Annotated in this window: 21 protein-coding genes; 10 read left to right on the plus strand and 11 right to left on the minus strand. The window is 49.7% G+C overall.

Annotated elements, in window-relative coordinates; all coding sequences use genetic code 11:
- Positions 1-105 precede the first annotated feature (105 nt).
- Entirely contained in the window at positions 106-879 is a 774-nt protein-coding gene (locus BUA24_RS12065; protein WP_143146317.1) for a hypothetical protein, read from the plus strand.
- A 195-nt stretch (positions 880-1,074) separates the two neighbouring features.
- Here BUA24_RS12065 and BUA24_RS01235 read toward each other — a convergent pair whose 3' ends face one another.
- From BUA24_RS01235 to BUA24_RS11830, 3 genes are read right to left on the minus strand one after another with little or no spacing between them, the layout of a single operon-like run.
- Positions 1,075-1,830 (minus strand): ABC transporter permease, encoded by a 756-nt coding sequence (locus BUA24_RS01235; protein WP_072787948.1) that lies wholly within the window; start codon positions 1,828-1,830, stop codon positions 1,075-1,077.
- The gene (locus tag BUA24_RS11825) at positions 1,827-2,315 is read right to left on the minus strand and encodes a hypothetical protein (RefSeq protein ID WP_084660049.1); all 489 of its coding nucleotides are present in this window, start codon (positions 2,313-2,315) and stop codon (positions 1,827-1,829) included. Before BUA24_RS11825 ends, BUA24_RS01235 begins: the two co-directional genes overlap by 4 nt.
- Before the next feature lie 5 nt (positions 2,316-2,320).
- Positions 2,321-2,749, minus strand: coding sequence for an ATP-binding cassette domain-containing protein (locus BUA24_RS11830; protein ID WP_084660050.1), 429 nt, complete (start codon positions 2,747-2,749; stop codon positions 2,321-2,323).
- A 138-nt stretch (positions 2,750-2,887) separates the two neighbouring features.
- Here BUA24_RS11830 and BUA24_RS01245 point away from each other — a divergent pair, with 138 nt between their 5' ends.
- The 6 genes from BUA24_RS01245 (at position 2,888) to BUA24_RS01270 (ending at position 8,604) form a co-directional block, all read left to right on the plus strand.
- Positions 2,888-3,346: a MaoC family dehydratase gene (locus tag BUA24_RS01245; protein WP_072787950.1), complete on the plus strand. Its 459-nt coding sequence runs from the start codon at positions 2,888-2,890 to the stop codon at positions 3,344-3,346.
- Positions 3,343-4,194, plus strand: coding sequence for a PPK2 family polyphosphate kinase (locus tag BUA24_RS01250; RefSeq protein WP_072787952.1), 852 nt, complete (start codon positions 3,343-3,345; stop codon positions 4,192-4,194). Before BUA24_RS01245 ends, BUA24_RS01250 begins: the two co-directional genes overlap by 4 nt.
- A 104-nt stretch (positions 4,195-4,298) precedes the next feature.
- Positions 4,299-5,324, plus strand: a complete 1,026-nt coding sequence (locus BUA24_RS01255) for a GGDEF domain-containing protein (RefSeq protein WP_072787954.1) — start codon at positions 4,299-4,301, stop codon at positions 5,322-5,324.
- Positions 5,325-5,926: 602 nt separating this feature from the next.
- Positions 5,927-6,667, plus strand: a complete 741-nt coding sequence (locus BUA24_RS01260; RefSeq protein ID WP_072787956.1) for a MerR family transcriptional regulator — start codon at positions 5,927-5,929, stop codon at positions 6,665-6,667.
- Positions 6,660-7,367, plus strand: a complete 708-nt coding sequence (locus tag BUA24_RS01265) for a ubiquinone/menaquinone biosynthesis methyltransferase (RefSeq protein ID WP_072787957.1) — start codon at positions 6,660-6,662, stop codon at positions 7,365-7,367. Before BUA24_RS01260 ends, BUA24_RS01265 begins: the two co-directional genes overlap by 8 nt.
- Positions 7,354-8,604, plus strand: coding sequence for a chorismate-binding protein (locus BUA24_RS01270; RefSeq protein ID WP_072787959.1), 1,251 nt, complete (start codon positions 7,354-7,356; stop codon positions 8,602-8,604). The genes BUA24_RS01265 and BUA24_RS01270 overlap by 14 nt, the downstream gene beginning before the upstream one ends.
- 103 nt (positions 8,605-8,707) lie before the next feature.
- On the opposite strand, the gene BUA24_RS01275 is transcribed toward BUA24_RS01270, so the two are convergent.
- From BUA24_RS01275 to BUA24_RS01290, 4 genes are all read right to left on the minus strand, one after another.
- Positions 8,708-10,285 carry a DUF2079 domain-containing protein gene (locus tag BUA24_RS01275; protein WP_072787961.1) on the minus strand — a complete coding sequence of 526 codons (1,578 nt, stop codon included), beginning with the start codon at positions 10,283-10,285 and terminating at the stop codon, positions 8,708-8,710.
- A gap of 103 nt (positions 10,286-10,388) precedes the next feature.
- Complete coding sequence (locus tag BUA24_RS01280; RefSeq protein WP_072787962.1) at positions 10,389-10,679, minus strand: WhiB family transcriptional regulator; 291 nt, start codon at positions 10,677-10,679, stop codon at positions 10,389-10,391.
- Between the two features lie 206 nt (positions 10,680-10,885).
- On the minus strand, positions 10,886-11,662 hold the full coding sequence (locus tag BUA24_RS01285; protein ID WP_072787964.1) for an alpha/beta fold hydrolase: 777 nt from the start codon (positions 11,660-11,662) through the stop codon (positions 10,886-10,888).
- A gap of 5 nt (positions 11,663-11,667) precedes the next feature.
- A complete protein-coding gene (locus tag BUA24_RS01290; RefSeq protein ID WP_178138657.1) occupies positions 11,668-12,534 on the minus strand; it encodes a DMT family transporter in 867 nt (288 codons plus the stop codon).
- Between the two features lie 25 nt (positions 12,535-12,559).
- Between BUA24_RS01290 and BUA24_RS01295 the strand changes: the two genes are divergently transcribed.
- Both BUA24_RS01295 and BUA24_RS01300 read left to right on the plus strand, forming a co-directional pair.
- Positions 12,560-14,317, plus strand: a complete 1,758-nt coding sequence (locus tag BUA24_RS01295) for an MGDG synthase family glycosyltransferase (protein WP_178138658.1) — start codon at positions 12,560-12,562, stop codon at positions 14,315-14,317.
- Between the two features lie 5 nt (positions 14,318-14,322).
- A complete protein-coding gene (locus tag BUA24_RS01300; RefSeq protein WP_072787970.1) occupies positions 14,323-15,063 on the plus strand; it encodes a polysaccharide deacetylase family protein in 741 nt (246 codons plus the stop codon).
- Positions 15,064-15,089: 26 nt separating this feature from the next.
- On the opposite strand, the gene BUA24_RS01305 is transcribed toward BUA24_RS01300, so the two are convergent.
- Complete coding sequence (locus BUA24_RS01305; RefSeq protein ID WP_072787972.1) at positions 15,090-16,196, minus strand: AI-2E family transporter; 1,107 nt, start codon at positions 16,194-16,196, stop codon at positions 15,090-15,092.
- A gap of 122 nt (positions 16,197-16,318) precedes the next feature.
- On the opposite strand from BUA24_RS01305, the gene BUA24_RS01310 reads away from it, so the two are divergent.
- A complete protein-coding gene (locus BUA24_RS01310; RefSeq protein WP_072787973.1) occupies positions 16,319-17,434 on the plus strand; it encodes a lysylphosphatidylglycerol synthase transmembrane domain-containing protein in 1,116 nt (371 codons plus the stop codon).
- Between the two features lie 57 nt (positions 17,435-17,491).
- Here BUA24_RS01310 and BUA24_RS01315 read toward each other — a convergent pair whose 3' ends face one another.
- The 3 genes from BUA24_RS01315 to ppk1 are packed head-to-tail and all read right to left on the minus strand — an operon-like array spanning position 17,492 to position 22,337.
- Entirely contained in the window at positions 17,492-19,102 is a 1,611-nt protein-coding gene (locus BUA24_RS01315; RefSeq protein ID WP_072787975.1) for a Ppx/GppA phosphatase family protein, read from the minus strand.
- A 9-nt stretch (positions 19,103-19,111) separates the two neighbouring features.
- Positions 19,112-20,248, minus strand: a complete 1,137-nt coding sequence (locus BUA24_RS01320) for a CYTH domain-containing protein (RefSeq protein ID WP_072787977.1) — start codon at positions 20,246-20,248, stop codon at positions 19,112-19,114.
- A complete protein-coding gene (ppk1, locus tag BUA24_RS01325; protein ID WP_072787979.1) occupies positions 20,235-22,337 on the minus strand; it encodes a polyphosphate kinase 1 in 2,103 nt (700 codons plus the stop codon). Before ppk1 ends, BUA24_RS01320 begins: the two co-directional genes overlap by 14 nt.
- Positions 22,338-22,392: the final 55 nt, after the last annotated feature.

The raw sequence follows: 22,392 nt of genomic DNA on the forward strand, positions 1-22,392 counted from the left end.
GGGGGAGCCACGAAGCGAACCCACCTATAAGAAGGTCCTGAGTCCAATAAAGGCAAATAAAGAGGCCACAGTCTTCGGAAGGTTGGACGACGGTAGTATCTTTGTGTGCAGATCTGGCCAAACACCGTATCTTCATCACCTACTTGGACCGTCAAACACAAAGGAAGTCGCTACCGTATCTTGTCACTAATTACAGTTGCGACCTTAGCGTCTGGGTGCGGCCTTACTGCTCCACCTTCTTTCCCTACGACCACCCAGCATAAGTCGGTTTCGACCGCTTCAACCATACATGTGGTCCCCTCAACGACATCGACTACATCTGCGCCCACAACAACAACGACCATTGATCCAGGAACCCTGCCACAGACAACCCAAGAACCCTCCACCAACACAATACAGTTTCAGCAGATGATGCAAACCCTCTGGCTAGGTATAGTCAACGACGATATGGCGTATGCTACTCAAGCGTTTTTTCCCTTGGCAGCTTACCTTCAAATAAAGGCCATCTCGGATCCCGGGCCAGACTATGCCTATCGCCTCATGGAGCACTTCACTATGGATATTGAAGCAGCACACAACCTGATCATGTCCCAAGGAAGCGATCCTAAGTTTCTCTACGTCGCAACTCCAACTGCCAATGCCGCTTGGATCGTTCCTGGGTACTGTTACAACAAGGAAGGCTACTGGCACCTACCTGGTTCAAGACTGGTTTACTCGGTAAATGGTGTGGAACACTCGATCGGTATCGAGTCCCTCATATCCTGGCGGGGTGTCTACTACGTTGTGCACCTTGGAGCCATTTCCAGAAGTGCAAACATAGGTTATGTCGACAATCCAGCTTTAGGGCAAGGTTCTTTTGGACCGCCAGGCGGCTGTTGAACTACACCTACCGATCGCTGCGTACCTCAAAGCCCTACTCTCGGATGAGCCACTTCGAAGAGATGCAAAACCCACCCAACAAGAAGAGTGCCAAATCGATACTGTGGATGTGACTACCCAATAAGTTGCAACTTTATTCCTCGAAACGCACCTTTTGATAGTGTTAACTCACTTGCAACGTGACTTTAGCTGTGGTTACTTGACGAGAACAGCCTGATCAGATCGATAACGGCGCAACAGAAGCACACAAAAGACCAAGGTGTAAGCCAAAAGTATCAGAAAGGAGTGCAAGGTGGAAACGCTCACACCCAGCCTGCTCCAACCTAGCGTCGCCATGTTGTAAGTAGGAAGCCACTTTGCGACCGCTTGAAGTCCTTTCGGGAAGAACTTAATAGGAGTAAATAGTCCTCCAACAAAGGTAAGTCCAAAAAGTAGTACGTTGGAGATACCTTGAGTAGAGTTTGAGGTAGTTAGAAATCCCATAAGGACTCCCAGCGAAGAAAAGACCAAAGACGCCGCCCAACTGAGAAACGTGATGGACACCCATGTCCCCACCCCCAGAGAAACTTTCCCAACGACCGAAGCCACAACCTCGACTAACAAAATCGTTGGCAAGGTAACCACCATCGATGATATGAGTTTGGACAGGACATATCTAGGCCCGGAAAGGGGTGTAAGTCTAAGTCTACGTACCCATCCCGCAGCTCGCTCAGAAGCCATTCTCGCACCCCCAGCGTTAAAGGATGCCACTATGGTACCGTAAGTAACCATCGAGACCATGTAGTACTTACTCCAGATCGTATTGTCGATGGGGGTCGAACCGCCATGGGGAGCGTTCTTCAGGAAAAATGAGTAGAAAAGTGCTGGGAAACCGATCGTCGTAATCAGGAAAGGCTTGCTCCTGAGCACCCTCTTCACCTCAAATATCGAGATCGCCACAAATCCTTTCACGCTACTTCCACCCCCATGTGTCCCTCTGTCAACGTGAAAAATGCCTCTTCTAGATCAACCCCCTTGACTTCTAGTCCGACAAAATTCACAGATCGAAGGAAAAGCTGTCGAACAACTAGATCAGAGTCGGTTGCAACCACCGTCAATTCTTTGTCTCTAGTCGTTACCTCTAGAACTGATGGCCATGTAGAGATCTCCGCAACCAGATCATCGACCACGTCGTCTTCGTCAAGCTTGAATCTGACAAAGCGCCTGTGTACCAGGGACTTTATATCTTGGGGAGATCCCGACGCAACCTTCTTGCCCTGCGCGAGCACGACTATCTCGTCAGCCATCTCATCCGCCTCGTTCAGGTAATGGGTAGCAAAGACAATCGTCTTAGACCTCTCCCGAAGCCGACTCACCACATCCCAAAAACCTCGTCGAGCCTCAACGTCCATAGCAACGGTTGGCTCATCCAAGAACAGCAACTCAGGATCGCCCAAGATTGCTAGGCAAACGATAGCCTTTGAGCTTCGCCGCCCGATAACCTGTCGGTTCGTCTAGCTTCAAGGTCTTCCAAAGCACTAAGTTCTATAACTTCTTTATACGATAGTGGCCTTGGATAAAGCTTGCGCATCACAGAGATAAGTTCACCAACTCTTATCTGGGCTGGTACACCGACTCCGCTGTTTGATTGAATCATCGCACCAACACGGCCTTTGGCCATCGCCTCATGAGGCGTGGTTCCAAGCACCTCCACTTCCCCACCATCAGATTTCAAAATGCCAAGCATGATATTTATACTCGTGGACTTACCAGCTCCGTTTGGTCCCAGGATTGCGGTACAGGAGCCCCTAGTTATGTTAAAGCTTGCACTATCTAGAGCATGAACAGACCCAAACGACTTTCTTACGTTATCGAAGGTAACCGAATACAACTACTACGTCCTCCTTGGGGTCATACGGCTTCCCGTACGACGTAACTCTACCACAGCACCCCATTCTCCTTTTTAAATTGAGAACTTTTTGATCTTTCCTGCGCCATACCTTAGGCCTTGGTGTGATAGAAAGTAGTCATGACAACAACAAAGATAGAAGGTATCGAAGGTCTGCGAGAATTAGTGGGAAAACACCTTGGATACACTTCGTGGCATCGAATTACACAAGGCCAGATCGATGCATTTGCAGAAGCCACCGGCGATCATCAGTGGATCCATGTTGACGTGGAAAAGGCCAAGCAAGGCCCCTTCGGTCAAACCATCGCACATGGGTATCTGACTCTCTCCCTACTTCCAGTGCTTTTACCAGAGTTGATCTCTGTGGCAGGAGTGAGCATGGGAGTTAACTACGGTACCAATAGGGTGCGCTTTCCTTCTCCAGTTCCCTCGGGATCAAATATCCGTCTTGGTGCGACAGTTGCTTCAGTTACAGAGATAAACGGGGGTGCGCAGGCCGCAATCGACGTAACCGTGGAGGTCGAGGGGGCTCCTAAACCTTCTATGGTAGCTCAGGTCCTCTACAACTACTACCTATGAAGAAGGCATCGGTACTGGCTTTGCCGAATGTGGCCAAGTACAAGGTAAGCCCTGGTGATGTCGAGTTTGTAGAAAGCGTAGACCCCGATGAGGTTCCAGATGGTCTAGGAAAGAAGGGCGCGAAGGCTACGGCCGAAGCGATAAGACCAGAGATTGAGGGTTATCAGTCCAAACTTTGGGCCGAAGCAAAAAGTTCTCTGCTAATCGTCCTCCAAGGGCTAGATACCGCTGGCAAAGACTCGACGATCCGAAGGGTCTTTGAGGGAGTGAACCCACAAGGTGTAGAGGTACACTCCTTCAAAGTTCCAACTGAAGACGAGCTAGCACACGACTTTCTCTGGCGTATCCATAAGGTGGCGCCAAAAATGGGGCAGATAACGATCTTTAACCGCTCGTACTACGAAGACGTACTAGTGCCAAGAGCAACCTCAGCGCTAGATAAGCATACAATCGATGAACGCTTGCAAAGCATATTGAACTTCGAGACTCACCTGAGCGCCAACAACGTCCACATATTGAAGTTTTTTCTAAAAATTAGCTTCCAAGAACAGGACAGACGCCTACTTGAGCGATTAAGCCGGCCGGAGAAAAACTGGAAGTTTTCGACCTCAGATCTTGAGACGAGGAGGAAGAGGGAGAGTTTCCAAAGGGCCTATATCGACACGGTTGCAGAGACCTCTACGAAACATGCTCCATGGTATGTGGTGCCCGCAGATCATAGGTGGCTAAGAGACCTGATCGTCCTTGAGGTTATTCTCGAGACCATGAGAGAGATAGACCCTAAGTTCCCTAAAGCTCATCTAACGAACCTCCCAGCGGCTCGCAAGGAGATCGAAGGCCAAAGCTAAGTAAGTTTTGTTACAGACGTGAACTATGTTCCCCCTTAATCCTAAAGCGACCGACTCTCACTGACCGAAGTCGATATGACGGTACATGAGAGAGGACCAACTGGGTGAACAAAGGAGAGTGGAGCATCGACTGGAAGGAGAAGAGCCAAGCAATTTGGCGCGTTAGTGAACGCAACGCTCACAGCGCAACCACCGAACAAGCTAGCAAGTGGCTCAGTTTGTTAGAGATCGGCGCTGCGACCGTCTCATTAGCAACCATTTACTTGGCAGTATACAGCCAAGGGATATCGCCTCTTTATTCGGAGATGTCCGTTCTGATCCTCCTCCTAGGGGTGTTTTCGCTCATCTTTGCAAAACGGGTCAAACCATGGATGCTTCACATTCAGCTGTTGGCTGGCACCGCTATGGTCTCATACACGATCTACATGTCGCAGCGCAGCGATCCTGCTGTATTTACCGTTGTTTTTTTCGCTTGGATTGTTATCTATGCTTATAGTTTCTTCAGTCCGCTCCAGGCTACCGCCCACCTCATCACAGTTTTCGTGGGATCTGCACTTGCCTTCGAACTCGGAGTTGGCATTACAGCCCCACTTGGAGATTGGCTGTTCGTCTCTGGGACAGCAGTAGTAACTGCAACCTTCACCTTGCGTCTCGTGGCGCAGTTGGCCAAGGTATCTCATCTGGATCGACTTACAGGCCTACCTAATCGCCGATACGTCGAAGACAAGGTATGGCCCATACATAATGACTTTGCAATAGCGTTGATAGACCTTGACGACTTCAAGCGTTTGAACGATACCGAGGGCCATATCGCCGGAGATGATGTACTACAAGACCTGGCGTTTAGATGGAAAGGAGAGCTTCGTTTCTCCGACACTTTGGCGAGATGGGGCGGAGACGAGTTTCTCCTACTCATGCCAGGGTGCTCCGACCATCAGATGCGAGCTGTCTTGGAACGGCTCTTCGATTCATGCTTCCCTTTATCGTTCTCAGCGGGATTCACCACCTGCTTAAAGAACGAGACAGCGGATCTTAAAAGCCTCATTCTGGCCTGCGACAAAGCGCTGTATCAGGCAAAGGCACGCGCTCACAGCCAAAGACGTGAGGACGCAATTGTAGCTGTAAGATAATCTTGCGACAGCTAGTTCAGCAGAAAAGAGGTCTCAGATGCAGATATCGAATCTCATTCGAGATGCAATAGAGTTACTCTTTGTCGTTGCAATCGCTGGAATGATTGGGTCGATCCTGAAACGTATTACCAGGGGAGGTGTACACGTATACCTGTGCCCTACGTGTTCACGACCTACCTCCAGAGCCTACCCCCGATGCCGCCACTGCAACTCAGGTCTTCCATAACTACCAGAAGCTGGTATTCGAACTAGATTTTAGAAGCAGCAGTAACTTCCTAACGGCCCTAGCCGCTTGCACATCCAACTCTTATTATCTGTGACCTTCTGAAACTAATGCGTCTCATGAAGATGAAGGAGTGGCACAAGAACGTTGTGCAGAACAAGATCCACGAAGCTTCGGCGAGACTTACGAAAGACTAGATTTCCTTATCACCTTCAGCAACCCCACGGCGATGAAACACGTAACTAGCCTCGCCAGCACATAAGAAAGAGCACGGTCACAGAAGGCACAAAGCGAGACTCTCGACACAACCAAGTTATCACTCACATTGTTCAAGCTGTTACTATTACTAATTATGTCTTTACAGCTCGAACCACGGAGTGTGTCTCAGTTAGAACCATCAGAACTGGCTGAGGAGAGTGCGGTTCCGATCGAGACGATCCGTTACTATCAAAGCATCGGCTTACTGCCTCCGCCTACTCGCTCTGGACGAAAGGCACTCTATAGCAGAGCTCACTTGGAGCGACTTACAAAGATCAAGGAACTGAGATCAAAGGGATGGTCCCTAAAGGCTATATCGGCTTTTTTGGAGGACGATAGGCACAAGGACCAGAAGTCTTACAGTCGAGCCTTGCGGGGCAACTACTCACTCTTGGAGCTATCGCAGATAACAGCAGTTCCTACCGAGATACTAGACGCCTTGGTCCAAGACGGTGTTCTCAAGCCAAAAGATGTAGATGGAAAAACGTTCTCCGAGATCGATGTCGCACTGGCAAAAAACTCTCTTTCTCTTCTATCTTTCGGACTACCGCTAACTGAGGTCCTGAGATTAGCCAAGTCATATCATTCAGCGGTTGAAGAGCTCGCCGAGGCGGCGGCTGAACTATTTGCCAAAGAGATTCGAGAGCCAATCCTTTCTAAGAATGGAGCAGATGCCGCAGGAAGAGTTGTCGAGACCTATGAGGCAGTCTTTTCCAACGCTGTTGAGCTCGTAACACTACATTTTGAGAAGGAGCTCGCCTTAGCCTCATTCCGTCTGTTGGAAAGGATCGGAACTGATGCAGAGCTAACAATTGTCAAAGAACGCATAGAGCGTGAAGATGAGGTGGGTGCCAATGAGTAGCACCCCTCTACCCAGCCCCAAGGATAAAGAGCGGTTCGTACGAGCTATGTTCGACGATATATCGGTGAGATATGATCTTGTGAATCGAATCATGACCTTCGGAGTGGATCAAAGTTGGCGCAAGAAGGCAATCTCTAGAACTCAACTACGCTCCGGTGAGACGCTAGTAGATGTCGCAAGCGGGACTGGGGACTTCTTAGTCATCGCTCAGAAGATAAGCGATCGTCTAATAGGCATCGATCTTTCTCTTGGGATGTTGAGATACAACAGAAGTCAGGCGCCCCTTGTCCAAGGCTCAGCACTCTGCCTCCCCTTGAAAGATCAAAGCGTAGACGTCATAACCTGCGGATTTGCACTTAGAAACTTCAAGGAAATTGAACCTGTATTCAAAGAGTTTCATCGTGTCCTAAAGATAGGGGGCCGTCTCGCCATAATTGAGGTTTCAAAGCCTCCCAACCCGTTAGTTGGCTCGGTGCATGAGGTGTACTTCAACAAGATAGTTCCGGCGATCGGAGCACTTTTTTCAAAGGCTAGTGCCTATCGCTACCTGCCCGCATCTGTCTCCTACCTCCCTTCACCTAAAGATCTAGTGGACATGTTGAGATCCGCTGGCTTCAGCGGAGTAACAAGGCAAGAACTAACCCTTGGAGTTGCTCAGATGTTGTTGGCCCGAAAGGATAAATGCATTGAAGCTAAGTAGCATCGAAATCTATCGCAAGCAGATCGGAGTGTTTCATGCAACTCTAGAAGATCTCTTACTAGCGATAGATCCAACGTTTTTCTTAGAAGGAAGATCTGGCTGGGTAATGGGGATTGGGGAGATCTTCGTGTTCCACGGCGCATCGTTATCCAACATCAGAGAGGCCAGCCCTAGCAATGCCCTGCCAAAGATTCACTCTGAAGTCGAGAGAGGCACTCCACTGTATCTGATCTCCGCTCCATTTGAGCCACACAGCCCCCTAAAGATATCCATACCCGAGTTTGCCATCACAGGATCAGACAACCAAGACACCGTGGCGGTAGTGGCGCACTGTAGACAAGACAGTGACTTCAACTATCGGCGCCAACAAGCGCTCCTAGATTCTTTAGAGCAGTTGCAGATAGGAGCTATGGATCGTCTCAACTACCCTCCCCTGGTAGAGGATCTTCACAGACTTGATTCAATTGCGTGGAGCGACCGATTTGATCGCGCTGCCGAGGCGATCCAAAACGGGACCATCGATAAGGTCGTTCTGTCGTTGACCACAACCGCCACAAAAACCCCCGCTTACAAAAAAGGCAAAGCGATGCTTCGCCTCAGAAAGTCCCTCCCAACTTCACATCTATTTGCCACCGATAGCTACATAGGGGCGTCTCCTGAGTTGCTCGTGGACCTAAAGAACTCTGTTGCGATCTCAAAGCCCTTAGCAGGAACCCGAGAAACACAGCGGCGAGGCGAACTTAGTTCATCGACGAAGGATCTTCGTGAACATGACATAGTAGTGCAGTCGATCTCAGCTGGACTTTTGAGCCATACAAACAAGGTCAAAGTCCTAGCCAAAGAGCTCTTTGACGCAGGACCAATTAGCCACATAGCAACCGAGATTCAGGCACTAGACCTGTCTCCTGAACTAGGACTACTCGATCTTCTTGGATCCATAGCGCCCACTCCAGCGATAGCGGGATATCCCAGCGATGAGGCCATCGAGCTGATAAAAAGCCTTGAAGGTGAACGTGGACTCTTTGGCGGTTTCGTAGGATTTATGGACGATACGTTAGATGGAGAGGCATACCTAGCCATTCGAAGCGTAAGGGATCTGGGTTCAGATCTACTTTTTCAAGCCGGCGTGGGAGTAATATCTTCTTCCGAGAAAGATCAAGAGTTCCATGAGATAGAACACAAGATCCACGCTGTTCATCATCCACTACACGAATCTCTCGCACTGACTCACGAATAACCTAGATAGAAAGTATTCACACTGTAAAGAGGTCTCTGTTGGACCTCTGCTGACTCTGATGAGGAACCCATCGCAACAGTAGCAATCTGTGATTTATTTGGAGCTATTCGTTATGGCACGACACCGATGGTGACATGGGAACTACCTTGTTACCAGGCAGTTCCACCGCACGTCCTAGGCGAAATGATGTCTCAAATATCCAGGTTTGCGGACCCTTTCGAATGAGCTTCGTGCCTCCCATACCTTCAAGGAGCTTAGCCTCCATCACGACAACTCCTCGATTTAGGGGAGATGTGTCGGAGTTTCCAACCAACACAACGATCTGCTGCAGTGTACATATCGGAAAGGACTGTGGATCACCAAACCATGCATAGATAGATCTCCTCGACGCGTAACGCCCCACAACGTTCATCGTGGCGATAACCTCTTTCTTATGTCCGGGCGAGTAGCTCCTGAGAACGTTCGCTATCGGAACCGATGTTCTGAGCCAAGATGGTGGAATTCCAAGATCGATAGGTAGCTGCACGAAGAATAGAACTACCGCCACGATGAGACTAAAGGCCCCCACCACCGAGTATGTCGTTTGAGTGTTCACAGAAGTGAAAAACTCTCGAACGAGCTTAGGAACAAAACGCACTAGAACAACGGCGGTTCCCATAGAAAGGAGTACGACCTCAGGATAGTTTTGAAATCCTTGACTCAGAGCGATGAAAGCCGATGAACTCGGCAGACCATTTACCAAAACAGCCACTATTGCCGGAACGAAGGCGGGTGGATAACCGACACCAAATAGGCCAGAGAACTCAAATATCTGGGCGATCGGACCGCGCCGGGCGTTTAGGACAGAGACCGCCTGCAACGGATGGGTCACCACTCCTAATAAAATTGCCATAAGTGTCGGATTAGGACTTGAGCTGTGAGCTAGGTATCCATAGGTTGCGTCCAAGCTGGTACCTTGATGAGCGTTCAACAAAACTATAAGTAAAAGCCAAAGGAACCCCATTACCATCAGAGTGGCACCTTGTCGTCTGAGGCCTCTAATCGCAACCATACCTAGCCCCATCGACGCCACATAGACAGCAGCGACCCCTGCTGCCATCAAAGTAAGAGCGGCTGCCAGGTAGCCAAAACCGTCTTTCTTAAAGTAGAAGCTGTAAAGACTCACCGCTAGTGTCAGGGCAAGTATTGGCTCCATGTGAAAGTCGAAGAAGTCCGCTTCAAAAGCCCATGGACTAGCAAACACAGAGACGGCACTGAGTCCGACTGCACCGATATGCAAGAATATTGAGTCGCTACCACGAAAAGCTACCTTGATAGCAAATCGAACGACCACATAAGAAGTCAGTGATATCGCCACGGCTTGGACTACGAGAAGTGTCAGAGAACTAGGAAAGATGTCACGAAGTGCAGCTAATGGCCACGCGAGGATGTTGAATTGGTCCAGCAGGAATCGGTCATTATAAATTGTATCGAAGGGACTAAACTTGCCATGACCTATAAGGTAGGTCGCTTGATTGAAGATTGCATAGTCGACACCGGTATCGAAGTGGCGAAATCGATTCACTGAGAAAACAAGCAACACGTAAAACTGGGATAACGCACCAAGTATCGCAAGATACTCAAAGTTACGCTCCGATAGAATCGAGGCAAGAGATCTATGAGGCCTTTGAAGGTCAGTCATTCCCCATAGTGTAAAGGGTGCATAGCGCAACGTGCATAGTCCTGGTTCTCATGCCGAAGAGTAATGAGAGCTATCCTAAAACTCAGCTTTGAGTAGCCGTCAGCTACGATGCGTTAGCTAGCTTCCTCTCTCGACGCCTAGCTCGTCTGATTACTCGACGCTCTTCTTCATCTTTTCCTCCCCAGATGCCGTACTCCTGGTTGGTACGCAGCGCGAACTCGAGACATTGAAGCTGAACCGAACAACAGTTACACACCGCCTTTGCCTCCCGGATCTGAATCTCAGCATCCCCAGTTACACCTACAGGGAAAAACAGCGAAGAGTCCATATCAGCACACTTCGCTAGAGAGCGCCAGCTGTCATGATTCCATGTTGCTAAAACCGCCGAGTCCATCTAGGGCATCCTCCACTCAGACCTACAGTCCGTAGCTTCTCCTGATACCCCCCGGTCAGAAGAATAAAACTCGCAGCCCCCACACTGCCTTATAACCGACTTCAAATACGCTTCTAATACAAGTTTAACGCAAGTATGACACGAGTTTCACCTAAATTTAACCTTAGCCTTACTTTGTCTTAGTTGCCTTTAGTTTAAGTAACTTTTTACGTCAATAATTCCTTTGTCACGGACTTAGCTATAAAGTGAGCCACCAGGCTGGGACGAGTGGCTGGAAGGTTATGTCCACCACTTATGCAAAGAGTCATTGGGGCCTTTGGAAGAGTCTTTGACAGGGCAACGATCGATCTGAAGGGAACGACTCTATCGTTGGTTGCATAAAGCACACTTAGTCGATCACCTACATCCAACACAGCTGGTCCGAGCATTGGAAGCTCCCTCAAGAGCCAGCGCTGCTCCAGCGAGAAGCTAGAAGCGCTTGATGCACCCCAGTGCGAGTATCCAGTCTTTCTCCTGAGTAACTCGAGTGACACCTTTGCAACTGCACTACCTACGATCGGAAGTGCAATAGCGCTGTCTAGGGCCATCAATGCATCTCCATTGAGAGCAGGAGAGACCGCCAGCACCCTCGGTAGGGTCTCACTGATCATAGATGCTGCTACCGTCGCAACAGCTGCACCCAAGGAGTGCCCAACGAGATAAATTTTAGATCCTCTTGGAAGTGACTTAAGGATCTCTAGAAGATAGTAGGCGTTGCCTGAGATCGACATAGAGTCGATAGAGTTATCCCCCCATCCGGGTCGATCAAACACAATATAACGGTACGGAAATCTAGCGAGCCTCAAAAGTACCCGACTCCAGGACTCCTTGGATCCTGGCTGACCGTGCACGAACACCACAACCCCTTTGTAAATACCGCTGGAGGGAAGTGTATCGATTAGCCACTGCGAAGACTGATCACCCCTAATGCGGTCGGGCGGCACTGTTGTCAACCTTTTGTCCCTTCACCTCTTGAGACACTCTCCCGAAATCTGGACTCAGATACCGCAAGATAAAGCAGCGATACCGCCATCACTATAAGCGCAGCTATTCCTTGAACGACCCCCTTCGAAGGCATCACTCCCTCACCGAGCATAGATGCGCCGAGCAAGAGCGCAGCGGTCGGCTCGCCAACCGTTAGGGTTGGAAGGACTGCCTTGAGACTCCCAAGCTGAAAGGCACTTTGCACAAGCAACAAAGAGATAGGCGCAAGTAGAATCAAAACCCAAGTAGGGGCGAAAAGCGCCGTGTAAAGTACCCCTTTGTGCAAAGAAATACCAACCTCCCGCTCAAGCACCGAACCACAACCTAACGATAGCGCCGCTGCAACTACGACGATCAGCTGTGGCACTGTGTTTTTGCGCACCTTACCAAGCAAAACCACCGACAGATCAAGAACGAGCACCGATATGGAGACAGTAAGAGTTGTACTAAATTGAACGTGGTCGATGACTTTAGTACCGCGTAAGACTACAAAGTACGCTAATGACAGAGTAGTAATTACCGAGGCGATAATATCTAGTAGGCGAAACCTTCTCCCTGCAAGCTTGTGTTCGATCCCAAGGGCGAAGGCAAGACCCATAGCTAAGATAGGTTGAACGATTGAGATGGGCCCGATAGCAAGTGCAAAGAATTGAGCAATAACACCGATGATATCAAATAAAGAGCCCTTTAAGAAATCAGCGTTCTTTAGCAGCTTGCCGATGAGGCTAATCCTCAGGTTTAGATCTTTAGAGAGACTCTGGCTCGCACGGTACTGCGCCACAGAGGCCAAGGCAAATCCCGCTGCCGCCACGAAAGATAAGACGTATACCACCTCTGAGAAGTATAGGCTAGAGAAGGTGTCTAAGAAAGTCCTAGTTGTATCTGCGCGCATGGGCGCTGGTCACGACGGCGCCGCTGCCCAGATCTGTGAACGCCTTGAAGCTAGGGGCTTTGAGACCAAGGTGGTGGACTTCTTAGATGCTAACGTTCGGATAGGAAAGTTCCTCTACGATACCTATCACTTCCAGATGGAGAAGTCACCGTGGTCCTATGAATTACTGTACTTGCTATGGTCCAAGGTTCGAAGCCTCTCCAAGGTAACCACCTTTCTCCTGGGCAGCTTATTTGAAAAGCAGATCCGAACCTGGGCAGAGGAGTTCCAGGCAGATGCAGTTGTGACCACCTACCCTTTTGCCTCTGTCGTACTTGGTAGAGCGCGCTCTAAGAGAAGGAACCCTCTAAGAACGACAAGTATTACATTCCTTACCGACTTCGCGGTGCATCCGCTATGGGTACACGACGGAATAGACGTACATGTATGCGTATCTCCGAGCGCAGCTGCAGGGGTCCGTGCACTCCTAAAGGAGCCCAAAGTCGAGGTATCAGGCCCCTTTGTAAATCCGAAGTTCTTCGAACCTATTGACCGCAGAGCGGAACGACAAAGTCATAGCATCCCTGACGGCAAGATTGCGGTCCTCATAGTCGCCGGCTCTTGGGGTGTCGGCGAGCTGGAACAGACATTTAAGGTACTGGGACAGAGAGATAACCTATTCCCAGTCGTGGTGTGCGGAAGAAACACACAACTGCAAAGGTCACTAGCTTCACTTGGTTTTGGCAAGGTAATCGGATGGACCGATGAGATGCATAAGCTAATGGGAGCGGTAGACGTAGTCGTACAAAACGCTGGAGGACTTACCGCACTAGAGGCCTTTGCTGCCGGTGTACCTGTTGTTTCCTACCGACCTATTGCAGGTCACGGAAAAGACAATACAAAGAGAATGCATCTAAGTGGTGTAACGGTGTTTGCTCGAAACGAGGCGGAGCTTTACAAAGCAATTGAATATGCAGCGAGTGATGGACAGCGGCTGACATCGGCAGCACTTTCTATCTTCGAACCCTCTCCGGAGAACTTTATCATAGATGCGATCGGCGTATCTTCAGAGAGAAGACCAGAGAAGATAGACGACACCATCAGCATGGCAAAGAAGCTCACATCTCGTACCGTCTTGGTTTCATCCGTCCTGTTCCTCTCGGCGAATCTTGGCGCAAACATTGTAGGTAATCATGGTATCAACGTAGATAAAGCAGCAGCAAGAATCCCATACATCTATTTAGCAGTGCGCCCCGGCCCACTAAACGTAACATCTAGCGCACTACCCAAGACGCTTATAAGAGACGATATAGCGGCCGTAATTCCTGAGGACATTGCGGTTTCGAATCCGCAGACCGTTACCGCCTGGGCTCAACAAGGCGTCGAGATTCTAAACGGGGGTACACCTACTGACGCAGACATACATCTGTTTCTTCCAAATAACGCAATATCGGGCACCACCACCTTGCTAGAGAAGCTCTCCGGCCAAAACATCAACGTCTACGTTCCACAGCAACAGATCAATAGTGTCGATCTAGCCTGGGCCGAGCTCCATCACGAAGTCGTCCCACCGGTCAAGATCGTAAGTACCATCACGCTTCCAAAGCTCATCCCTGGTGATACCGTCTATGAGATCAATGCCGATCATATGAGTAAGAAGCAGCTTAACGCAGAGATCAAGATGGTACTCAAAGCGGTTCACGAAAAGGGCTACGCAGTCGCTTCGATAACGACGCTCGGGTAGGCACATTGAAGACTAAGCCGCTAACTAGCAAAAGAACGCTCGCAACCTTATCCGGAGCGTACGGAGCGCTCGCTCTAGGGTTTAGGAGCTACCCAGCACTGGCCTCTGTGATATGGATTAAAGATGAACTATTTGAGTATCTGCAAGGGTGGGGACGCCCCAATCACGTAGCCCTCACCTTCGATGACGGACCGGATCCGATCTCGACACCTCTGATCCTAGATGAGCTCAGGCGCTTAGAGATAAAGGCAACATTTTTTATGCTTGGATCAATGGCCGAGGCTTACCCCTATGTAGCCCAACAAGTTGCAGAAGATGGGCACGAGATCGCTCTTCATGGTCACTGGCACAAAAACCATCTCTTTCGCAGCACCAGGACCATTAGGTACGATATGGAAAGATCACTGGAGACGGTCACGAACGCGACCGGCGTGAGACCTCTTTATTTTCGTCCTCCTTATGGAGTACTAACGGAAGGCACCCTAAGAACAGCTCGTGATCTTTCCCTCCGACCCGTTCTGTGGGGTGCGTGGGGTAGGGATTGGAGAGCAAAGGCTACTCCAATACAGGTACTAAACGACCTAAAGAAGCGCTTTAAACCTGGAGTTACCGTACTTCTACACGATTCAGACTGCACCAGCTATCCAGGCTCGTTCCGTTCTACCCTAGGTGCACTTGAAGCGTTTACAAACCTATGTGAGCAGCATAGCCTTAGCGTCGGACCACTCCGAGAACACGGGTTTTAGCCCACCTACTAACAAGTGGCGACAAGTTATGAATGGATATCGGATTCTCTTTGATCTTCGTCTTTGGTCAACAAATTGTCGGTAGAGCTTTTTGGAAGCCTCTTCGAGTACTCTTCCCAAACAACCCTACCGATCACCTGGAGGCCACTGGCCACAGGTATCGCCAACAGCGCTCCCTCTAGATGTGCTAACTGGTCACCTACCAAAACCGCAAATAGAATCCAAAATGGGTTGAGTTTTACTGCGCGAGAAAACACCAGTGGGTTCAGGACATGGTTCTCGATCTGCTGATAGGCGATAAAGACAATTAGCATAACGACGCCAGCGGTCGTAGAGTGAATAAGTGCAATCAAGACCGTCGGAACACCGGCGAGCAGACCCCCGACCAATGGAAGCAGATCTACGAGCGCTACCCATAGACCAAGAAGAGGAGCGTAGGAGACTCCAAGAAAGGAGAGGGATACCGATACGACGACGCCACCGATAATAGAGGTCAGAAGATTCCCCAGAACATAACGTGTCACTCCCCTAGACGTCTCATCCACGACCCGCCTCACCAAGTAGGCACGCTCAGTTGGCACAACAGTCAGGACGCCACGAACAATTGCCGGTCCTTCGAGTGAGATAAATACAGAGAGAATAAAGATCGCTATTAGGTTGACAATGGTCGATAGGACGCGCTTAGCAGCCAGAAACGCTGGGTTGGCTGCACTAGTTATAAGCTGGGTAACCTTCACTGAGGAAGTCTGAAGATAGGTCTCAATATGAAGCTTCACCAATACCGAAGCAAGTTGTCCCTTATGGGACTCTATAGATTTAACCAGGCTTGGCAATCTAACAATAACGTTTGCTATGCCGTGATAGATAGGAACGCTTAGCACAAATATAACCACGGCAACCAGGCCTAGTAGGAGCGTGAAGACCACGACCACCGACATCGAACGCCGCATCTTAAATCGCACTAGCAACTTTATAGCAGGCTCCGCAACGATCGCAAGTACTAAAGAAACCAGTAGTTCAAGTAGAAGATGTCTAAGCGTCCATAGCAGCGCAGCACCAAACACCATGCCAAGGGTCACAACCTCGACAAACAGAACCTTTCTTATGCTCCAACCACCTGCACTACCCTCCACTAAACTCCCCTACCACAACTCGCCCCTAAAGACGAATACTCCTTACACATCTACTTCCCAGTTGAACAACACTGATAGACATCCCCGACACAAAGGTAGTATGCGTTAGGGTATTATCGTAATTGAAAAGGGTAAAGTTGCGGACACCAAAAAAGGACGAGCTAAAGGGTGCCCAACGTTCTACTGCGAAGCTCATTAGAAGGTTCGCCATTCGAGGAGCGTCTGGGTTCATCGCTCTACTTGTAATTGAATACTTTGTACTTCCAGAGCTTGCCGGCTTCAGGAAGTCCCTGCACCTAATAACACAGGCCAACTATCTGCTTGTCGTAGTAGGCATCGTACTTGAGGCACTATCTCTCTCCGCATACGGCAAACTTACCCAGACACTCCTGCCGGTACGAAATCGACCTAGCTACTCCCAGATTCTTCGTATCGACTTAGCATCTCTATCTGTATCACACGTTCTGCCAGGAGGAACTGCGTCTGGAGCGGGACTGTCATTACGCCTTATGAACTCCTCTGGGGTATCGGGTGCTGATACGGGTTTCGCAATTGCTACACAGGGAATCGGCTCCGCACTTGTTCTAAACGCTTTGTTGTGGGTATCTCTAATAGTCTCGATACCATTCGCAGGCTTTAACAAGCTTTACCTGACGGTGGCACTCCTAGGTGCCGTACTCATCGGAGTTGCGGCCTCTCTTATCTATCTCTTCACGAAGGGGAAGCGACACAGCCTTGAGATCCTAACTACAGTAACTAAGCGACTTCCACTTCTCAGACGCTTTGACTTCATCGGAGCCTTCGAGAAGATAGGTCAGAGAGTAACGTCTTTAATGGCCGATCCTGACCTTCTAAAGCGCGCCGCGATCTGGGCAACACTGAATTGGATCTTAGATGCAGGGAGCCTTTGGGTTATGCTTGCAGCCTTTGGGCGTGTCGTCAATCCCGACTACCTTCTGGTCGCATACTCGGTTGCTAACGTTATGGCCGTGCTACCCATTACACCATCCGGTCTTGGCGTGATCGAAGCCTTCTCTACACTACTACTCGTACAGTTTTTCAGCGTCCCAAGGGGGATCGCTATCTTAGGAGTCATCACCTGGAGACTATTCAACTTTTGGGTACCTATTCCGGTAGGAGTAGTATCCTACGTATCACTTAAAATTTCCTCTGGTCGTGGTGCTGCAGATGTCACCATGGAGCTCGACAAGATCGACTCTCCTCCGGAACTTGAGTAGATATCCATCTGAAAGGCGCTACGTCGCTTAATCCGATCGCCGCTAACTCTGACGACCCTAGCGCACCTTGACCTCTAGCGCCTTTGAGAGAACCTCCTCTAAGGCTCTCCCTTTCTTTCTGAGACCGTAAAGCTCTAAAGTAACGTCACCTAGGGCTTCAATCTCAATCAGCACCTTTGAGTCACCAACAGAGACGGAACAACTCTGTACAAGTGACTGATGTGACCTGTCTAAAGCATCCGCTGCGCGCAAAATCGCAACCAGGTAAGCGAGCCTGTCGATCTGGGCTTGAGGAAGGGTCTCTAAGAGGGGATAGTCCTCTATTTTTATAGAACCCTTTTTGTGGAACCTGCAAAGAGCTGCCAACATCCTCTGCTCCTCAAGTGTAAAACCTCGCAAAGAGGCCGCCTCGACTAAGTAAGCCGAATGCCGGTCGTGATGTCTGGAGGAGATGAAGGCCCCAACGTCGTGCACCATAGCGGCGAACTCCAATAACTCAATCTCGGACCTCGTAATGTCCAGGCTGTGGGACAACGATAGCGCTATCTCTCTTGAAAGTTTTCGCACCTGTCTGGCGTGATCGTTGTAGCCACCAAACTTATCGAGAAACGCCACCAATGAGCCTATGCGCAACGACCCTTCGTCAAAGGTAAAGTCAAAGTCAGCCAGAGAGTCAACGTAGTCAAGGATCATGCCTTCTCTTAATGCCCAATCAGAGACCTCAACTCTTTGTACATCTAAGTAGCGTAGTACCGTCTTTAGCACCAGATAACCGATGGGTAGTTGATCGTTACGTTTGGGGTCAATACCTGGGATCTTTAATCTCTCAGCGGAGCTCTTTGATAGAACTAACTTATCTAGGATGAAAAGATCGTCTGCTTCAAGCGTCATCCCGTTGAGATCCTTGCCGAGTAACAACGGGTCAACTCCTCTGCTATGAAGGTAGCTAATGCGCACCAGCGCAGAGAACGTCCCAGAGCAAACCACAAGCTTACGAGGAAGATACGCTGCCGCACGGTCTAAAACCGGCCTTAGGTGTGTGTTGATATACGACTCAACGGCTCCTATCTCTTTAGCCGTCATAGGATCGGATTGAGTAAAGCGCGAGATTAGACGTCCAACACCGAGACGCAAAGATACCGCAAAGTACATCTGTCCTTGATCACCAAGAGCAAGTTCCAAAGATCCCCCTCCGAGATCTGCGACTAGTGCTGGGGACAAACCAAGGTTAATAGAAGCACGAACCGCCCTGAAGATCAGTTCTGCCTCCCTGTGCCCCGATATGACGTGCACCGTTACATGACATCTCTCCTCGATCGCATCGACCAGATCAGAGGCGTTCTCCGCCTCCCTGAAAGCAGCCGTCGCGTAAGCCACAATATCTTGGCACCCAACCAGACTTGCCGCCTTTACGAACCCCGCAACTACTTCTACCGCTCGCTCAATGCTTTGAGGCAGAAAACACCCATGCCTTGCCACCTCTTCTCCAAGCCTAAGCATGACTTTCTCAGAGTAGAGCTCTTGAAAACTTCGATCCTTTCTAACCCTGACAACCAGGAAATGAAAGGAGTTCGAACCTAGATCTAGGGCACCTACGACCGGCTCGTAAAACGTTTGCTCCCACTTGGATTTAAGGTCATCTATGCGATCTGCAAGGTTTTCATCCATAGATCTCCCCTAAGGTAATAAGTACTCTTTCAGAGCTGCAACTGCCCCAAGCTGCAGCTCTGAAGCGATCTCTAGCGGCTTTACGTGGAGACCTGAGGCGAACTTGTCTGAGAGTTGCCTAATGTACTCAAGTGGTGTCAGCTCATAGACCCAGTAACTCTCCATGTCGATAGGTAAGTCCCGTCCGTGAGATAGGATCAACGAACTAACATTATCAACCTGGTGGAAGGAGTCACCTATAAGCAAAGTGTCAAGTATCCAACCCTTAATGGTCTTTATGGAATCGGAAAACTCCTTAGAGTCTCGGCCCAAGACCAGATATCCAAGCGCTACCCAGTAAAGATCGGTACGTATGGCCTGGCAGTCAATCATTCCCAAGGCAGAGGCAAGTAAAAGTTGTTCTAAATATTGCCTCACGGGGGATTCAAGATTTCTATGAAGCCACAGTTCAAAGCGCAATGCAACCTTTAGTTCACTACGTGTTGCAAAGTCTTCGAGCGAGTTCGGGACCTGCGGAGTTTCAGCGCCTAAACTGAGCGCACCTTCGAGCTTAGATCGCGCACTTATCTTTCCGCCCATCGCAGTAAGTTGTGACGCCATTTTTTCACATAGTGAAGCCGCTTTAGGAGTAAGACATTCAAGCTCGACCTCCAGATAGCTTCTTTGGCGTGGATACATAACCTCTACTCTGTCCTTATCAACCTCCACTATCTCTCGCCCATCCTCAAATAGCCTGCTCCATTGCCGCAAATTGTGTATCTCTGCAATTTTTTTTAGTTCTTCCACAGATGGAACCACTGCGGTTATCGGTTCGAAAAACTCCGAAGGTGGATGAGCCGCTACGCCCTCTACCTCGAACTCATGGCGAACCACAGCTAAAGTGGATCTTGACACAGGAACTGTCTTTACACCCCACACACCTTTGCCAAGTGAGGACTCGTTGCGCTCCGGTGCGTAATACCTAAAGCGAAGTCCTATCCCCAGCCTTAGGAGCCGGTAGTCAGCGGTGTCGAAGTACAAAGATACAAGTTCTTTGCTACCTTGCCTCGAAACCTCCACTCCAACCGTTTCAGCCAAGGTGGCTACATCTACATCGTCTTTGAGGTGTCGGCCTTCAAACTCGAGCTTGTACTCACGCTCCAGCACTTTTTCTCCTCACAAAGCTCGCTTTCGTTCTCTCCAAGGCTAGCTCAGCTAGACGCCTTTGTGCATGAACACCGGTAGTTGTAGGCACTCTTCTCCACTGACCTTCGCCAGAGAGCTTCCAGGATCTTGTGTCATCCATAAGTTCCAAATTTATCGTCTCAAGCACGCTCCTTTTTGCGACCTCATCCTCGATCGGAAAGAGTGCCTCAACTCTTCTGTCGAGGTTCCTAGACATTAGATCCGCAGAGGCTAGATAGACCTCACATTGAGCGTCATCTATACCTCCAAAGCAGTAGATCCTCGAGTGTTCAAGTACAGATCCGACTATCGACTTTACCGATATCGTTTCAGAGAGTCCCGGCAGCCCTGGCCTTAGAGAACAGATTCCCCGCACGATAAGGTCGATACGAACACCCGACTGTGACGCTAGGTAAAGTTCATCGACCATCTCTGGGTCCACCAGCCCGTTTACCTTGATAACTATCGATCCCTGAGCACCTAGGCGTGACTGTTCATGAATCTTCATTGTCAGAAAGTTCCTTAGCTCTGAAGGTGCAAGGACCAGGCGCAAGTAATGGGTCTTTGCGGAAAATCCCGTTAGCATATTGAAAACTTCAGTGAGGTCTGCTCCCATCTCTGGATCCGCACTAAGCAGGCCAAAGTCTTCATAAGATCGAGCCGTCTTAGCGTTGTAGTTTCCGGTACCTAAGTGGAAGTATCGCTTGAGCTGAGACCCTTCTTTACGCACCACTAAAGCCGCCTTTAGATGGGTCTTTAGACCGACCAGACCGTAGACTACGTGCACACCTGCCTCTTCCAACTTTCTAGCCCAGTTGATATTGGCCAGCTCGTCGAAGCGGGCCTTGACCTCAACCAGAACGGCAACCTGTTTGCCTTGTTCAGCCGCCCTTACTAGGGACTCTACGATAGTGGAATCGCCAGAGGTACGGTACAAGGTCTGCTTTATCGCCAGTACGTCAGGATCGTCAGCTGCTTGAGCGATGAACTGTTCGACCGACGCTGAGAAGGACTCGTAGGGATGGTGCACCAGCACATCGCGTTCTGTTAGTACAGAAAAGATGTCTGCCACCTCGCCGGTCTCGCCCACGATCATAGGAGAGGGAACCAAAGGCGCTGCCTCGGACTTTAGCTCGGGCCGATCTAACGCATAAAAAGACCATAGGCCATCCAAAGCTATCGGAATGGTCATTGGGTAGACGTCGTCGGGGTGGAGATCTAACTCCTCGATCAATAGCGTCACTATATCGGACTCAGCTAGTGCATCGATCTCCAACCTAACCGCTCGTCCAAATCTACGGCGCCTGAGCTCAGACTCAACCAGGAGAAGGAGATCGTCTGCCTCACCTTCTTCGAGGATAAGATCTGCGTTTCTAGTCACTCTGAAGAAATGCCTGGATCCAATGCTCATGCCTGGAAATAGGAGTTGCGCATGTGCACTGATGACCTCCTCTAGAGCGACATATCTATGCGATCCAAGAAGCTGGATGAATCGTGGAACAAGAGGTGGCACCTTCACCCTTGCGACCCGAAGCTCATCCTCTGCTCCCCCGTACACCTTTACCACGAGGTTTAGAGACAGGTTAGAGATGTAAGGAAATGGGTGGGATGGGTCGACTGCTAAGGGTGTGAGTATCGGATATACGTCTTCAACAAAGTACTTATTTAGATATGAGAGCTCATCTTCAGTAAGCTGGGAGTACTCCACTATCGCAATTCCCTCGTTCTCCAGGCTTGATCGAAGCAACGGCCATAAAGCACTGATGCGCGCAAGAACTCGATCCATCTCAGCCTTCACAGCTTGCAGCTGTTCTCTTGGGTTCAAACCGTCGGGAGAACGGAGCCGGTTGTTTGAGGCCAGCTGGTCCTTCAATCCAGCGACTCGAACCTGAAAAAACTCATCAAAGCCTTGAAAGACGATCGCTAGGAACTTCGTTCGCTCCAGGAGCGGCACAGAGCAGTCCTCGATTAGATCTACAAGACGGTTTGCGAACGCCAGCCAAGACAACTCGCGATTGATAAAACGATCCGGACCGAAGCTTCTGATGTTTTCAAGTAGTTCTAACTCCACACCTAGTAAAGTATGGCTAGAGAAAGAAGTTTCAATCGTTTATCAAAAATAAATC

Source organism: Ferrithrix thermotolerans DSM 19514, from assembly GCF_900128965.1.
GTDB lineage: Bacteria > Actinomycetota > Acidimicrobiia > Acidimicrobiales > Acidimicrobiaceae > Ferrithrix > Ferrithrix thermotolerans.

Bases quoted from the DNA above. Each gene is read 5' to 3' on its own strand.
- BUA24_RS01265 (WP_072787957.1), top strand. From the start codon at position 6,660: ATGAGTAGCACCCCTCTACCCAGCCCCAAGGATAAAGAGCGGTTCGTA.
- BUA24_RS01245 (WP_072787950.1), top strand. From the start codon at position 2,888: ATGACAACAACAAAGATAGAAGGTATCGAAGGTCTGCGAGAATTAGTG.
- BUA24_RS01315 (WP_072787975.1), bottom strand. From the start codon at position 19,102: ATGGATGAAAACCTTGCAGATCGCATAGATGACCTTAAATCCAAGTGG.
- BUA24_RS01250 (WP_072787952.1), top strand. From the start codon at position 3,343: ATGAAGAAGGCATCGGTACTGGCTTTGCCGAATGTGGCCAAGTACAAG.
- BUA24_RS01280 (WP_072787962.1), bottom strand. From the start codon at position 10,679: ATGGACTCGGCGGTTTTAGCAACATGGAATCATGACAGCTGGCGCTCT.
- BUA24_RS01275 (WP_072787961.1), bottom strand. From the start codon at position 10,285: ATGACTGACCTTCAAAGGCCTCATAGATCTCTTGCCTCGATTCTATCG.